Consider the following 13,393-nt stretch of genomic DNA (forward strand, 5'->3'; position numbering starts at 1 on the left):
TGAAACCCCGCAAGGGGGCGTCGCAATTTAGCGGCAACTATTGCAGCTGCGAATCGATTGAACTCAAAATGGTTTCACCACAGCGAGGATAACGATGAGGATCATCAACAGGGTCGGGGCCTCGTTCATCAGCCGCCAGTAGCGCGCGCTCTTCCGATTCGCGTCCTGCTGAAAGGAAGTCACCGCCCGGCTGAAGTGGACATGCACCAGCGTCAGCAGAACGACGCACAAGAGCTTGGCATGCAGCCAGCCACCACGAAACCCGTAGACGCTCCAGGCGAGATAGAGACCGAGGACCCAGGCGATCATCATGGCCGGGTTCATGATCACCTTCATGAGCCGTCGCTCCATCGTCTTGAAGGTCTCCGACTGCACTGAGCCGGACGGCGCGTCGGTATGATAGATGAACAGGCGCGGCAGATAGAGAAGCCCTGCCATCCACGAGATCACCGCGATGATGTGGAGCGCCTTGATCCAGAGATAGAGATTGTCCGGCTGCCCGGCGAAGAGCGCAACCAGCAGAGCGACGAAGACGGTGAGCGCCACGATCGCCCGAAGCCGCGCCCGCCTTCCGGGAGCGCTATCCGTCTGCCGCTCGATCATCCTTCGGTCCCACGAACGCGCGCGACGAGCGCCGCGACATTGTCCGGATCCGCCTGCGGCGTGATGCCGTGTCCGAGGTTGAAGATCAACGGCCCGTGGCCGAGCACATCGAGGATCCGGTCGATCGAGCTCTCCATCGCGACACCGCCGGCAACGACGCACATCGGATCGAGATTGCCCTGCACCGGTCCGTCCTTCTGCAATTCCGCGGCAAAGGACAGTGGCACGGCCCAGTCGAGACCGATCGCGTCTGCGCCTGTCGAGCGCCGATAGTCCTTGAGCAACAGGCCGGCACCCTTTGCAAAGGCGATGATCTTCGCAGAAGGCCGGCGGGCGCGCACCGATGCAATCATCCGCCGCACCGGCTCGACGGCAAAGCGGGCGAACTCCTCTTCGCCGAGGACACCCGCCCAGGAATCGAAGATCTGCACCGCATCGGCGCCTGCGTCGATCTGTTCGACGAGATAGTCGGCGGAAATGTCTGCCAGGAGCGCCAGCAGCCGCTCGAAGGCCTTCGCATGCTGGTAGGCGAAGAGCCGCGCCGGCGCCTGGTCGGGCGTACCGTGCCCCGCGATCATATAGGTCGCAACCGTCCACGGCGCACCGCAGAAGCCGAGCAGCGTCGTCTCCGTCGGCAATTCCCGCCGGAGACGCGACACGGTTTCGAAGACCGGCGCGAGGTGGTTCAACACATCGTCGGCCTTGAGCCCCGCGATACCGTCGACATCGATAGGATCCATCCGCGGTCCATGGCCCTCTTCGAACCGGACGTTTCGGTGAAGCGCATCGGGAATGACGAGAATATCGGAGAAGAGGATGGCAGCGTCGAAGGCATAACGACGGATCGGCTGCAGCGTCACCTCGACGGCGAGATCCGGCGTATAACAGAGATCGAGGAAGCTGCCGGCCCTTGCCCGCGTCGCGCGATACTCCGGCAGATAACGGCCGGCCTGACGCATCAGCCAGACGGGCGGAGGGGTGAGGCATTTTCCGCTCAACACCTCAAGTACCTTGCGACGTGTCTCAGCCACTCGCCATTCCCCAATCTAAAATCAAACCTTATTGAAAAGGTTTCTATTTCTTAGAGTCGGTGACTATCAAGGATTAAAATCAATCCTCAATTGATCCAACAGGCACGAAGCGCGGCCAGCGCCGGGGGAGAAAGATCGACGGGTTTTGCGACAAAACTGGCAAAGACGAGAAAGTTCAAGAAAGTCATCGTCTTGGCCGCATGTCACAAGTTGTGATTCCTGTGGACAAGGAGTCGATCCGCGTGACAATTTGTCTTCGGCTTGAGTCTTGTCCACAACGGTCCGTGGGCGTTTTTCGTCCAGGCAAGGGATGTGAATAACGCGGCGCTTTTCCACTTGCCTGAACGGCGACCGCGACTTTAGCTGTGTCATGTCCCGGCCTATCAACAGCCTCCGGAGAATTGCGTGGAGAACAGAAAAAACTATTTCCACCTGCATCTCGTCTCCGATTCGACGGGTGAGACGCTGATCGCCGCCGGCCGCGCCGCGGCTGCGCAATTCCAGTCCGCGCACGCGCTCGAACACGTCTACCCGTTGATCCGCAACAAGAAGCAGTTGATGCAGGTGCTCGATGCGATCGATGGGGCGCCGGGGATCGTGCTCTATACGATTGTCGACCGGGAGCTTGCCGGGATGATCGACCGGAGATGTCACGAGATCGGCGTACCCTGCGTCTCCGTCCTCGATCCGATCATCGAGCTGTTCCAGTCCTATCTCGGTTCGCCGTCGCGTCGGCGTTCGGGCGCACAGCACGTCATGGATGCGGATTATTTCGCCCGGATCGAGGCGTTGAATTTCACCATGGATCACGACGACGGCCAGATGCCGGCGGATTTCAACGAGGCGGACGTCGTGTTGGTCGGCGTGAGCCGGACCTCGAAGACGCCGACGAGCATCTATCTCGCCAATCGGGGCATCAAAACCGCCAATATTCCGATCGTTCCCGGCGTGCCCTTGCCGGAAGGTCTGCTCAAGGCGTCGAAGCCGCTGGTGGTCGGCCTGATCGCCAGCGCCGACCGGCTTTCCCAGGTCCGCCAGCATCGCCTGCTCGGCACGACGCAGAGCTTCCATGGCGAAGACTACACGGATCGGGCATCGATCTCGGAGGAGCTGAAATACGCCCGCACGCTCTGTGCCCGCAACAATTGGCCGCTGATCGACGTGACGCGCCGGTCGATCGAGGAAACGGCCGCGGCAATCGTTGCCCTTCGCCCTCGGCTCAGATAGAGCGGGTCGCGGGAACCCGAGTTGCAGCCTCACGGCGGTCGCTTTTGGGAAATTGGTCACGATGACCGGATCGGAACGATCCGGCGATCATCGTGATCCTGGAATTGCGGGATTGAGACGATGACATCCTCTCTCGTGCTGGCCTCGGCCAGCCCATTTCGACGCGCGCTCCTCGAGAATGCCGGGCTGGCGTTTTCGGCGCGCGCAGCCCAGGTGGATGAGCGTGGCCTGGAGCGGCCACTCGAGGCGGCGGGCGCGTCGCCTGTCGAGGTTGCGCTGGCACTTGCCGAAGCCAAGGCGAAGGATGTCGCACGCCATTTCGATGGCGCCCTGGTGATCGGCAGCGACCAGACAATGTCGCTTGGAGCCCGGGTCTATCACAAGCCGAAGGACATGGCGGAGGCCGCCGAACATCTCTTGTCGCTCTCCGGCAGGACGCACAGCCTGAATAGCGCCATCGTGCTCGTCCGCGATGGCGATATTGTCTGGCGGCACGTGTCGACGGCCCATATGACCGTCCGAGCCTTGGATCGAGGCTTTGTCGAACGGCATCTTCAGCGGGTCGGAGAGAAGGCGCTTTCGAGCGTCGGCGCCTATCAGCTCGAAAGCGAGGGCATTCAGCTCTTCGAGAAGATCGAGGGCGACTACTTCACGATCCTCGGCCTGCCGATGCTTCCGCTTCTCGCCAAACTTCGCGAACTGGGATCGATCGATGCGTGATTCACGTGAAACATTTGTTAACCACGCTTTCGTCACGGGCTATCCGATCAAGCATTCGCGCTCGCCGCTCATCCACGGTTATTGGCTGAAGCAGTTCGACATCGCCGGAAGCTACCGGGCGCATCAGGTCACGCCGGAAGCCTTTCCGGATTTCATGCGGCAATTGCGCGACGGCAGCGCGGGCTTCTGCGGCGGCAATGTCACCATCCCCCATAAGGAGATGGCCTTCGCGCTTTCCGACCGGCCGGACGAACTGAGTGCCGAACTGGGCGCAGCCAATACGCTCTGGCTCGAGGATGGGCAGATATCGGCTACGAATACGGATGGTCGTGGTTTCGTTGCCAATCTCGATGAGCGTGCCAGTGGCTGGGATCGGATTTCGGCGGCCGTCATTCTGGGCGCTGGCGGCGCCAGTCGCGCGGTGATCCAGGCCGTCCGCGACCGCGGCGTCAAGACGATCCATGTGGTGAACCGGACGGCCGCCAGGGCTGAGGAGCTGGCCGATCGGTTCGGCGCTGCGGTGCACGCGCAGCCGATCGCGGCACTTTCCGAAGTGATGGCCGGTGCCGGCCTGTTCGTCAACACGACGTCGCTCGGCATGGACGGCGAGCCGGCGCCGTCGATCGATTTCTCGCCGCTCGCAAGCGGCGCCGTCGTCACCGACATCGTCTATGTGCCCCTGAAGACGCCGCTCCTCCGCCAGGCCGAAGAGCAGGGCTTCCGTATCGTCGACGGTCTTGGCATGCTCCTGCATCAGGCTGTGCCCGGATTCGAGAAATGGTTCGGCCAGCGGCCGGTTGTCGATGACGCGCTTCGGCAGATCATCATAAAGGATATGGACGCTCACGCATGATCATTGTCGGGCTCACGGGCTCCATCGGCATGGGAAAGACGACGGCGGCCCAGATGTTCCGCGAGCTCGGCGTGCCGGTGAACGATGCGGACGAGATCGTCCACGATCTCTATCGCGGCGAAGCGGTGGCGCCGGTCGAAAGAGCCTTTCCGGGCGTCGCAAGCGATGGCGTCATCGATCGGGCGGAACTTTCGCGGCAGCTCCTTGCCAATCCGGAGCGCCTCGGCGAATTGGAGCAAATTGTTCATCCGCTGGTTCGCGCCAGGGAAAAGGAGTTCATCGCCCGGCACAAGGCGGCAGGGGCGCCCTTCGTTCTTCTCGATATCCCGCTGCTTTTCGAGACCAAGGCGGAAGAACGCCTGGACCGGGTCGTTGTCGTCAGTTGCGATGCCGAGGCTCAGAGAGAGCGCGTCATGAAGCGCCCCGGCATGACGGCCGAGAAATTCGCGATGATCCTCGCCCGGCAAGTGCCCGACAGTGAAAAGCGCGCTCGCGCAGACTATGTGATCGACACGAGCCACAGTTTCGACGTCACCCGAGAGCAGGTCCGTGCGATTGTCGATCAATTGCGGGCGGGCTAGGTCCCTGACTTCAACTCGGATACGAACGACACTACAGCGCCGTGCGTCTATCAGACGCACAAAGGACGCTGTAGGACTTTGAATTGCTGCATGTTTCCTTAAATCGGCTACGATTTAAGGAAACATGCAGTAGAATCAAGAGAACGAGCGGTCCGAACTGATTCGCCCTGCCTTAGGAAAATAGATGCGTGAGATCATTTTCGATACGGAAACGACCGGCCTCGACAGTCGCGAGGACCGTGTGATCGAGATCGGCGGGGTCGAGCTCGAGAACCAGTTTCCGACCGGAAGGACGATCCACATCTACATCAATCCGGGCGACCGCAAGGTTCATCCCGACGCGTTGGCGGTCCACGGCATCACCGACGAATTCCTGAAGGACAAGCCATCCTTTGCCGACGTGGTCGACCAGATCGTCGATTTCTTCGGTGACGCGCGCTGGGTCGCGCACAATGCGACCTTCGACATCGGCTTCATCAATGCGGAGTTCGATCGCCTCGGATTGCCGCCGATTATCACCGATCGGGTAACCGATACGCTGGCATTGGCGCGCCGCAAGCATCCGATGGGTCCGAATTCGCTCGATGCGCTCTGCCGTCGCTACGGCATCGACAATTCGCATCGCGCCAAGCACGGCGCCCTTCTCGACTCCGAGCTGCTCGCCGAAGTCTATATCGAGATGATCGGCGGCCGCCAGGCGGCGCTGGGGCTGGTGACGAGCGAGATCGGCGGTCTGGCCATACAGGCGGACGACGGTCCGATTGTCGTCATGCGACGGGAGCGGTTGCTGGCGCCGCGGCTGACGGAAGCCGAGATCGCAGCCCATGCGGCCCTCGTTTCGAAGATCGGCGCCAAGGCGATCTGGGTAAAGTACAGCGGCTAATGCATGTCGCCCGAAATTGCGCAGCGGTTTCGGGACGATGACATGCACCAAAATACTGATCACGCGGCCTGATCTTCAAAAAAACCCGGCCTGGAGCCGGGTTTCAAGTCTTCGCAATCAGAAGGCGTCAGTTGGTCGTGGTGTTGGTGTTGGCGACTTGGGCGCGGACCTTTTCTTCTGCCATGCGCTGCGCGAACATCTGCGCAAAATCGATCGGGTCGATCATCAGTGGCGGGAAGCCGCCGTTGCGGGTCGCGTCCGACACGATCTGGCGGGCAAACGGGAAGAGCAGGCGCGGGCATTCGATGAACAGCAGCGGCAGCATGTGCTCCTGCGGGAAACCCGTAACGCGGAAGACGCCGCCATAGGCGAGCTCGACGTTGAACAGCACCTTGTCGCCGTCCTGGGCCTGGGCGTTCAGCGAGAGAACAACGTCGAAATCATTCTCCGCCAGCGGATTGGCATTGACGTTGACATTGATGTTGATCGACGGTGCGTGGTCGCGGGCCTGCAGCGAACGCGGTGCGCCGGGGTTCTCGAAGGAGAGGTCCTTGACATACTGGGCCAGAATATTGAGCGACGGGGTCTGCTGGGCGCCGCCGTTGGATGCGGTATCGGTCGTCATAAGAGCTTCCTCGGACTTCGAATTGGTGAGGCCATCTAGCATTTCGGTCCTGGGCTTACAACCCTCGAAGCCGGGAGCGGTTCCCGGGATTGAAGGGCGTCTCGCCCCTTTCGGGACCAATGCCAATATTGATCTGATCTACCGAGAAATCCGGTTGCTGGGCGGCGGGGAACCGTCTTCGTCCTCGTCCTTACGGGAGAACTCGTCCGAGTCGAGATCGATGATCGTCGGCCCGTCCCCCCGGTCGCTGCTCGGGCCGCTTCCAGTGCCGTAGCGGAAGCCGCTTCCGGTCGTCAGGATGGTCAGCCGCGTCTGCAGGAAAGCGGCGATGGCGCGCCTGACCGGCGGCAGGAAGAGAATGAGGCCGGCAATGTCGGTGATGAAACCGGGAACGATCAGAAGGATCGCCGCGACGAAGATGAGCGCGCCGCCGAGAACGTCCGGACCCGGATCTTTTCCCGCGCGCGCCGCTTCCTGCACTCGGCGCAGCATGCCGAGACCCTGGATGCGCAGCAGCAGGATGCCGGCAACTCCGCCCAACAGGACGAGCAGGAGCGTTAGCGCCACGCCGAGTTCCCGGCCGACGATCACGAAGCCTGCAATCTCCGCGATCGGCAGGCCGAGTATGATGAGAGGAACGATCACCGAACGCATCGCTCGTGCTCGCAAGAAGATGAGTGCAATTGACCGGTCTCCGGTTTATGGGTGCGACATCGCCATTTGAATGGTTTATCCTTGCGGACTATATGGAACACCAAGACAAATTCTAACAGCGGTTCCGGGTAGAAATGGGCTCTTTCGACTTCATCACGTTTTTTTTCCTGATCGCGGCTGTGGTCATCTTCTTGCAGTTGCGCAGCGTCCTTGGACGCAGGACAGGAAGTGAACGACCGCCTTTCGACCCCTATTCGCCGCGCGAGGCGCAGGGACCGGAGGCGAGGGACAATGGCAAGGTGGTGCAGCTCCCGCGGCGCGAGAGCACCGCGGAGGACGAGTCCCGCTACGCCGCCATCGACGGCTTTTCCAAGCCCGGCACCCCGCTGAACGCCCAGCTGAGGGCGCTCAGCGACGCAGACCCCAGCTTCCAGCCAGCCGAATTCCTCAACGGCGCGAAGATGGCCTACGAGATGATCGTCATGGCTTTCGCCGATGGCGATCGAAAGACCCTGAAGGGGCTCCTGTCCCGCGAGGTCTATGAGGGCTTCGAGGCGGCGATCGCCGAAAGGGAAGCCAAGGGCGAAGTGGTCAAGTCTACCTTTGTCGGCATCGAAAAGGCCGACGTCGTCCATGCGGAACTCAAGGATGCCGAGGAGAACGTCACGGTTCGCATCATCAGCCAGCTCATCTCCGCGACCTACGACAAACAGGGCAAGCTGATCGACGGCGACGCCGAGTCGGTTGCCGAAGTGAACGACCTGTGGACCTTTGCGCGTGACATCCGCTCGCGCGATCCGAACTGGAAGCTGATCGCCACCGAATCGGAAAATTGACCGCAAGGGGCGACAATGGCCTTTGATCTCCAACCGGTCGCCTTTTCGGAATTGCCGGGGTGGCACGAGGATGACCCGACACAGGTCATCGAGGCGCTTCGCCGCTGCCACCATCATGTGACCGCCGTGAAACCCTATAGGACCGGCTCTCTCGGTGTGTCGGTCGCCGATCTGCTACCCGCCTATGAGGCGGCTGCGGCGGTTCTTCCGGGTGCAGCGGCAGCGCGCACCTTCTTCGAGGCCCAGTTCGTGCCCTTCCGGATCCGACCCTCGGACAGGGCGACAGGCTTCGTCACCGCTTTCTACGAGCCGGAGGTCGAGGTTCGTGCGACGCCGGACGAGGCGTTTCGCTTTCCCTTCTACCGGCGCCCCGCCGACCTCATCGATATCGACGAGGCGAACCGGCCCGAGGGCATGGATCCTTACTTCGCCTTCGGCCGGCTTCGGGACGGCCGGATCGAGGAATATCCCGATCGCCGGGCAATCGACGAGGGCCTGTTTGCCGGCCGTGGCCTGGAAATTGCCTATGCCCGCTCCAAGGTCGACGTCTTTTTCATCCATGTCCAGGGTGCTGCGCGGCTCATCTATCCGGACGGATCGCGCCGCCGCATCACTTATGCGGCCAAGACCGGGCACCGCTTTTCCGCGATCGGCAAGCTCCTGATCGACCGCGGTGAGATCGATGCGGCGACCGTGTCGATGGCGAGCATCCGCGGCTGGCTCGCGGCCCATCCAGAGAAGGTCGACGAGGTCCTGTGGCATAACCGCTCCTACATCTTCTTCCGCGAAGCGGCCGTCGAAAACGAGGATCTCGGCCCGGTCGCCGCGGCCAAGGTGCCGCTCGAACCGGGCAGGTCGCTTGCGGTCGATCGCCTCATCCACACGTTCGGCGTTCCTTTCTTCATCGCCAGCGAAAGCCTCACCCATCTCGATGGCGGCCGTGCCTTCGGGCGGCTGATGCTGGCGCTCGACACTGGTTCGGCGATCGTCGGGCCGGCGCGCGGCGACATCTTCACGGGATCGGGCGATGCGGCCGGCGAACTTGCCGGCTCGGTGCGCAACGACGCCGATTTCTTTATCCTCGTGCCGCGTGCCGCCGCCGCCAGATACCGCCATGGCTAGGGAAAAGAAGCTGTCGCCGGAAGACCGCATCCTGTGGGGCAAGGTCGCGCGCTCGACCAAGCCCATGCCGGGGCGTCTGCAGGACCTCGAGGACCTGCTTGGCGAGGCCGAACCGCCGCCGGCTGCGCTCCCTCCGCAGCAAGCGAAGGCCGAGCCGCCGGATTCCGGGAAGCCGGAAAAGGGGATTGCGCTCAGCGGCAGGCCTGAACACCGCCATCACCCGCTCGAGAGGCCGGTCAAGCGGAAGATTTCAAAGGGGCGGCTCGCGCTGGAAGCGCGGATCGACCTGCATGGCATGATCCAGAGCCAGGCGCATGGCTTTCTCCTGCAGTTCCTCCTGAAGGCGCATGAGCGGGGCTTGCGCCATGTTCTGGTCATCACCGGCAAGGGAACCTCGCTTGGCAGCGACGGGGCGTTGAAGCGCGCCGTGCCGCTCTGGTTCTCGCTCCCGGAATTTCGGCCGCTGATCTCGTCCTATGAGCCGGCGGCGCGCAACCACGGCGGCGAGGGTGCGCTCTATGTCCGCCTGACGCGCGCCAGGGGAAATCTCCCATGACCCCTTTCGGCGAGGCCATGCGCGAGCTGCGCCGCCGCAAGGGCGTCTCGCAAAAGGAGATGGCGGCGGCGATCGGGGTTTCCCCCGCCTATCTCTCCGCCCTCGAGCACGGCAAGCGCGGCGCGCCGAGCTTCGATTTCCTGCAGCGCGTCGCCGGTTATTTCAATGTCATCTGGGACGAGGCCGACGAACTCTTCCGGGTCGCACGGATTTCCGACCCGAGAGTGGTGCTCGACACCTCGGGCCTGCCACCCGGCCACACGGCCTTTGCCAACCGTTTGAGCGAGCGGATTCGCGGTCTTTCGGGCGAGGCGATCGAGGCGATGGAAGATATTTTGGAAAAAGCCACATTTACTGATAATGACAGGGGATGAAGCCTCGCCCCGGCCGTGCTGTCGCCGCCCGGGATTTGGAACCCGTGGACAAATTTCCTATAGTCCGCGAGGCGTCCGCGCTGTGATTCGCAACGAATCGCCGCGTTCGAAGAACCTGGAAAGACCTGAAGCCGAATGACCGATATCTCTGAGACCGAAGCCGGCGCAATCGCCGAATATGGTGCCGATTCCATCAAGGTGCTGAAGGGCCTCGACGCCGTGCGCAAGCGGCCGGGCATGTATATCGGCGACACCGATGACGGCTCCGGTCTGCACCACATGGTCTATGAGGTCGTCGACAACGCCATCGACGAGGCGCTGGCCGGCCACGCCGACATCGTCACCGTCACGCTCAATCCCGATGGTTCCTGCACCGTGACCGACAACGGCCGCGGCATTCCGACCGACATCCACAAGGAAGAGGGCGTCTCGGCGGCCGAGGTCATCATGACCCAGCTTCACGCCGGCGGAAAATTCGACCAGAATTCCTACAAGGTTTCCGGTGGCCTGCACGGCGTCGGCGTATCGGTCGTCAACGCGCTTTCCGTCTCGCTGAAGCTGAAGATCCGCCGCAGCGGCAAGATTCACGAGATGAGCTTCACCCATGGCGTCGCCGACGGGCCGTTGGCGATCACCGGGGACGCCGGCAGCGAGACCGGCACCGAAGTCACCTTCCTGCCGAGCGAGCAGACCTTCTCGAAGACCGAATTCGACTTCGCGACGCTCGAACATCGCCTGCGGGAGCTCGCCTTCCTGAATTCCGGCGTCCGTATCGTCCTGACCGACAAGCGCCACTCGGACATCCGCCGCGACGAGATGATGTATGACGGCGGGCTCGAAGCCTTCGTCGCCTATCTCGATCGGGCGAAGAAGCCGCTCGTCCACAAGCCTGTCTCGATCCGCGGCGAGAAGGACGGCATCACCGTCGAGGTGGCCATGTGGTGGAACGATAGCTACCACGAGAACGTGCTCTGCTTCACCAATAACATCCCGCAGCGCGACGGTGGCACCCACATGGCCGGCTTCCGCGGGGCGCTGACCCGCCAGATCACCTCCTATGCCGATACCTCCGGCATCACCAAGAAGGAAAAGGTCTCACTGACCGGTGACGATTGCCGCGAGGGCCTGACGGCGGTTCTGTCGGTCAAGGTGCCGGATCCGAAGTTCTCCTCGCAGACCAAGGACAAGCTGGTATCGTCGGAAGTCCGTCCGGTGGTCGAAAGCCTCGTCAACGAGGCGCTCAGCGTCTGGCTCGAGGAAAATCCGTCCGAAGCGAAGATCCTCGTCGGCAAGGTCGTCGAGGCGGCGGCCGCCCGCGAGGCGGCGCGCAAGGCCCGCGAGCTGACGCGCCGCAAGGGCGCGCTCGACATTTCGTCGCTGCCCGGCAAGCTTGCCGACTGCTCCGAGCGCGATCCGGCCAAATCGGAAGTGTTCCTGGTGGAGGGCGACTCGGCAGGCGGTTCGGCCAAGCAGGGCCGTTCGCGCGAGAACCAGGCGATCCTGCCGCTGCGCGGCAAGATCCTCAACGTAGAACGCGCCCGCTTCGACAAGATGCTGTCGAGCCAGGAAATCGGCACGCTGATCACGGCGCTCGGTACTTCGATCGGCAAGGACGAGTTCAATGCCGACAAGCTGCGTTATCACAAGATCATCATCATGACGGACGCCGACGTCGACGGCGCCCATATCCGCACGCTGCTGCTCACCTTCTTCTTCCGGCAGATGCCGGAGCTGATCGAGCGCGGTCATCTCTACATCGCCCAGCCGCCGCTCTACAAGGTGACGCGCGGCAAGTCCGCCCAATACCTGAAGGACGAAAAGGCGCTCGAGGATTACCTAGTCACCATGGGCCTCGAGGAGGCATCATTGACGCTCGGCTCCGGCGAGGTCAGGGCCGGGCAGGATCTCCGCGAGGTCATCAACGATGCGCTGCGTCTGCGCTCGCTAATGGACGGGCTGCATTCGCGCTACAACCGGGCGATCGTCGAGCAGGCGGCGATTGCCGGTGCATTGAATACCGAACTCAACAGCCATCAGGACGACTACCAGAAGGTCGCCGCCGAAGTGGCGCGCCGGCTCGACGTCATTGCCGAGGAAACCGAACGCGGCTGGACCGGATCGGTGACTGCCGAAGGCGGCCTGAAGCTCGAGCGCATGGTGCGCGGCGTCAAGGAAGTGGCGGTCCTCGACATGGCGCTGATCGGCTCCTCCGATGCCCGCCACATCGACCAACTCACCACGAAGCTCAAGGAAGTCTATGCCGAGCCGCCGGTGCTCAGGCGCCGCGACGGCACGCAGGAGATCAGCGGGCCGCGTGCTCTCCTGGATGCGATCTTCGCTGCCGGCCGCAAGGGCCTGACCATGCAGCGCTATAAGGGCCTCGGAGAAATGAATGCCGAGCAATTGTGGGAAACGACGCTCGATCCGAATGTCCGCTCGCTGCTGCAGGTCAGGGTTTCCGACGCGACCGACGCGGACGGCCTGTTCTCGCGCCTGATGGGCGACGAAGTGGAGCCGCGCCGCGACTTCATCCAGGAGAACGCACTCAGCGTCGCCAACCTCGACATCTGACGATCCGGTCGCATCGCGAACGGACCGTCGAGGGTAATATCCAGAGGCGTGGGGCATACTGTCCCACGCCTTTCCTTTGAGCGGCAGGAGGAGGCGGGCTTGGCAGCTCAATCGGCCTTGAACCGGCCCTCGAAGACGAATTCGCCGATGGGCTTGCGCTGGCTCGGCCTTTCCCGTTCGCGCAGATCGTCGGGAAGGGTGGACGGATCGGCGATCCTTCCGATCGCGACGGCGGCCTCGACGCGGTGGTGCTCGGGTACTCCGAGCACCCGCACCGCCTTGTCGCGGTCGACGCCGGCCATAGCATGGGCATGCCATCCGGCAAGCTGCGCCTGCAGCGCCAGCGCGAACCAGGCGGCGCCCGTGTCGAAGGCATGGGTATAGGCGGGCCTGACCTCGCCGGCCGATGTGAGCCTGTGGGTCTTCGAAAGAACGATGACCAGCGCCGAGGCCTTCTTCGCCCAGCGCTGGTTGCCTTCGTCGAGTGTTTCCAGCAGGCTAGCGAAATGCTCGGTGCCACGGCGGGCATAGACGAAGCGCCACGGCTGGATGTTGCTGGCCGAAGGCGCCCAGCGCGCCGCCTCGAACAGCGCAAGCAGTTCCTCTTGGCTGATTTCCTCGCCGGTGAAGGCACGCGGAGACCAGCGCTCCAAGAAGATCGAATGGATCGGGTGGTCGGCAATTCTATGGTTGATTTCCGTCACGAACGAGCGTCCTTGTCCTTACGCCTCAATCCCGTGGGAGAGCCCCTTCCACT

At 62.7% G+C, this 13,393-nt stretch carries 15 protein-coding genes; 10 read left to right on the top strand and 5 right to left on the bottom strand.

The features are described 5' to 3' along the window. Positions 1 to 63: 63 nt before the first annotated feature. Together hemJ and hemE are read right to left on the bottom strand one after the other, a co-directional pair. A complete protein-coding gene (gene hemJ / locus RHIBR816_RS0108385) occupies positions 64 to 603 on the bottom strand; it encodes a protoporphyrinogen oxidase HemJ (protein ID WP_018236085.1) in 540 nt (179 codons plus the stop codon). Then, positions 600 to 1,634: a uroporphyrinogen decarboxylase gene (gene hemE / locus RHIBR816_RS0108390; RefSeq protein ID WP_026186774.1), complete on the bottom strand. Its 1,035-nt coding sequence runs from the start codon at positions 1,632 to 1,634 to the stop codon at positions 600 to 602. Before hemE ends, hemJ begins: the two co-directional genes overlap by 4 nt. 405 nt (positions 1,635 to 2,039) lie before the next feature. Here hemE and RHIBR816_RS0108395 point away from each other — a divergent pair, with 405 nt between their 5' ends. From RHIBR816_RS0108395 to dnaQ, 5 genes are all read left to right on the top strand, one after another. Further along, positions 2,040 to 2,861, top strand: coding sequence for a pyruvate, water dikinase regulatory protein (locus RHIBR816_RS0108395; protein ID WP_018236087.1), 822 nt, complete (start codon positions 2,040 to 2,042; stop codon positions 2,859 to 2,861). A 120-nt stretch (positions 2,862 to 2,981) separates the two neighbouring features. Continuing rightward, on the top strand, positions 2,982 to 3,581 hold the full coding sequence (locus RHIBR816_RS0108400) for a Maf-like protein (protein WP_018236088.1): 600 nt from the start codon (positions 2,982 to 2,984) through the stop codon (positions 3,579 to 3,581). Then, positions 3,574 to 4,434, top strand: a complete 861-nt coding sequence (locus RHIBR816_RS0108405) for a shikimate dehydrogenase (RefSeq protein ID WP_018236089.1) — start codon at positions 3,574 to 3,576, stop codon at positions 4,432 to 4,434. The genes RHIBR816_RS0108400 and RHIBR816_RS0108405 overlap by 8 nt, the downstream gene beginning before the upstream one ends. Then, the gene (gene coaE / locus RHIBR816_RS0108410; protein WP_018236090.1) at positions 4,431 to 5,015 is read left to right on the top strand and encodes a dephospho-CoA kinase; all 585 of its coding nucleotides are present in this window, start codon (positions 4,431 to 4,433) and stop codon (positions 5,013 to 5,015) included. Before RHIBR816_RS0108405 ends, coaE begins: the two co-directional genes overlap by 4 nt. A 184-nt stretch (positions 5,016 to 5,199) precedes the next feature. After that, the gene (dnaQ, locus tag RHIBR816_RS0108415; RefSeq protein ID WP_018236091.1) at positions 5,200 to 5,898 is read left to right on the top strand and encodes a DNA polymerase III subunit epsilon; all 699 of its coding nucleotides are present in this window, start codon (positions 5,200 to 5,202) and stop codon (positions 5,896 to 5,898) included. A gap of 127 nt (positions 5,899 to 6,025) precedes the next feature. Here dnaQ and secB read toward each other — a convergent pair whose 3' ends face one another. Beyond that, a complete protein-coding gene (gene secB, locus RHIBR816_RS0108420; protein WP_018236092.1) occupies positions 6,026 to 6,523 on the bottom strand; it encodes a protein-export chaperone SecB in 498 nt (165 codons plus the stop codon). 138 nt (positions 6,524 to 6,661) lie between these two features. Beyond that, on the bottom strand, positions 6,662 to 7,177 hold the full coding sequence (locus RHIBR816_RS0108425) for an FxsA family protein (RefSeq protein WP_018236093.1): 516 nt from the start codon (positions 7,175 to 7,177) through the stop codon (positions 6,662 to 6,664). 134 nt (positions 7,178 to 7,311) lie between these two features. Here RHIBR816_RS0108425 and RHIBR816_RS0108430 point away from each other — a divergent pair, with 134 nt between their 5' ends. The 5 genes from RHIBR816_RS0108430 to gyrB all read left to right on the top strand — a co-directional run bounded on the left by RHIBR816_RS0108430 (position 7,312) and on the right by gyrB (position 12,636). Then, positions 7,312 to 8,013, top strand: coding sequence for a Tim44/TimA family putative adaptor protein (locus RHIBR816_RS0108430; protein WP_018236094.1), 702 nt, complete (start codon positions 7,312 to 7,314; stop codon positions 8,011 to 8,013). Between the two features lie 15 nt (positions 8,014 to 8,028). Then, on the top strand, positions 8,029 to 9,135 hold the full coding sequence (locus RHIBR816_RS0108435) for a murein transglycosylase A (RefSeq protein ID WP_018236095.1): 1,107 nt from the start codon (positions 8,029 to 8,031) through the stop codon (positions 9,133 to 9,135). Next, positions 9,128 to 9,691, top strand: coding sequence for a Smr/MutS family protein (locus RHIBR816_RS0108440; protein WP_018236096.1), 564 nt, complete (start codon positions 9,128 to 9,130; stop codon positions 9,689 to 9,691). The genes RHIBR816_RS0108435 and RHIBR816_RS0108440 overlap by 8 nt, the downstream gene beginning before the upstream one ends. Further along, complete coding sequence (locus tag RHIBR816_RS0108445; protein WP_018236097.1) at positions 9,688 to 10,065, top strand: helix-turn-helix domain-containing protein; 378 nt, start codon at positions 9,688 to 9,690, stop codon at positions 10,063 to 10,065. The genes RHIBR816_RS0108440 and RHIBR816_RS0108445 overlap by 4 nt, the downstream gene beginning before the upstream one ends. Positions 10,066 to 10,200: 135 nt before the next feature. After that, the gene (gene gyrB, locus RHIBR816_RS0108450; protein ID WP_018236098.1) at positions 10,201 to 12,636 is read left to right on the top strand and encodes a DNA topoisomerase (ATP-hydrolyzing) subunit B; all 2,436 of its coding nucleotides are present in this window, start codon (positions 10,201 to 10,203) and stop codon (positions 12,634 to 12,636) included. A 107-nt stretch (positions 12,637 to 12,743) separates the two neighbouring features. Here gyrB and RHIBR816_RS0108455 read toward each other — a convergent pair whose 3' ends face one another. Beyond that, positions 12,744 to 13,340, bottom strand: coding sequence for a nitroreductase family protein (locus RHIBR816_RS0108455; protein ID WP_018236099.1), 597 nt, complete (start codon positions 13,338 to 13,340; stop codon positions 12,744 to 12,746). Positions 13,341 to 13,393 lie beyond the last annotated feature (53 nt).

Source organism: Ensifer sp. BR816 (assembly GCF_000378985.1).
Taxonomy (GTDB): Bacteria; Pseudomonadota; Alphaproteobacteria; order Rhizobiales; family Rhizobiaceae; genus Sinorhizobium.

Bases quoted from the DNA above. Each gene is read 5' to 3' on its own strand.
- hemJ (WP_018236085.1), bottom strand. From the start codon at position 603: ATGATCGAGCGGCAGACGGATAGCGCTCCCGGAAGGCGGGCGCGGCTT.
- RHIBR816_RS0108400 (WP_018236088.1), top strand. From the start codon at position 2,982: ATGACATCCTCTCTCGTGCTGGCCTCGGCCAGCCCATTTCGACGCGCG.
- RHIBR816_RS0108405 (WP_018236089.1), top strand. From the start codon at position 3,574: ATGCGTGATTCACGTGAAACATTTGTTAACCACGCTTTCGTCACGGGC.
- coaE (WP_018236090.1), top strand. From the start codon at position 4,431: ATGATCATTGTCGGGCTCACGGGCTCCATCGGCATGGGAAAGACGACG.
- dnaQ (WP_018236091.1), top strand. From the start codon at position 5,200: ATGCGTGAGATCATTTTCGATACGGAAACGACCGGCCTCGACAGTCGC.
- secB (WP_018236092.1), bottom strand. From the start codon at position 6,523: ATGACGACCGATACCGCATCCAACGGCGGCGCCCAGCAGACCCCGTCG.
- RHIBR816_RS0108425 (WP_018236093.1), bottom strand. From the start codon at position 7,177: ATGCGTTCGGTGATCGTTCCTCTCATCATACTCGGCCTGCCGATCGCG.
- RHIBR816_RS0108430 (WP_018236094.1), top strand. From the start codon at position 7,312: ATGGGCTCTTTCGACTTCATCACGTTTTTTTTCCTGATCGCGGCTGTG.
- RHIBR816_RS0108435 (WP_018236095.1), top strand. From the start codon at position 8,029: ATGGCCTTTGATCTCCAACCGGTCGCCTTTTCGGAATTGCCGGGGTGG.
- RHIBR816_RS0108440 (WP_018236096.1), top strand. From the start codon at position 9,128: ATGGCTAGGGAAAAGAAGCTGTCGCCGGAAGACCGCATCCTGTGGGGC.
- RHIBR816_RS0108445 (WP_018236097.1), top strand. From the start codon at position 9,688: ATGACCCCTTTCGGCGAGGCCATGCGCGAGCTGCGCCGCCGCAAGGGC.
- gyrB (WP_018236098.1), top strand. From the start codon at position 10,201: ATGACCGATATCTCTGAGACCGAAGCCGGCGCAATCGCCGAATATGGT.